This is a genomic window from Dellaglioa sp. CoH-55-MRSF-8, assembly GCF_056782195.1.
The window spans coordinates 1-279 of the sequence record NZ_JBXAYH010000180.1 but is presented as its reverse complement, the minus strand read 5'-3'; the positions used below and the strand labels follow the sequence as shown (position 1 = coordinate 279).

At 54.5% G+C, this 279-nt stretch carries 1 protein-coding gene; it reads right to left on the bottom strand.

Annotated elements, in window-relative coordinates; all coding sequences use genetic code 11:
* The coding region (locus AC1RPW_RS08415; protein WP_481769512.1) for a hypothetical protein at nucleotides 1-279 on the bottom strand (279 nt) is incomplete at both ends.

Genomic DNA, 279 nt, shown 5'->3' with positions numbered 1-279 from the left:
GGTCGTCAACGGGTTTGACAAAACGAGGGTAGTCCCACACAAGGTCTTTTGCTTCGTCAAACACGCGAAGCTCGCACCAATAGTTCAGGAGCTGAGTGCCGTAGAACCGTTCCGCGTACGCCTGATCCATGTGATGCTCGTTGTAGAAGAGATGCCAGTTTTCGGGGACCAGCTTCTTCAGCCACATGTCGAGGACCTTGGTGCCACACAGCGGTATGACCGGGCGATCGGTGGGGAACGCTTCAAGATTCGTGATCTCGTACTCGAATGGGATCACAC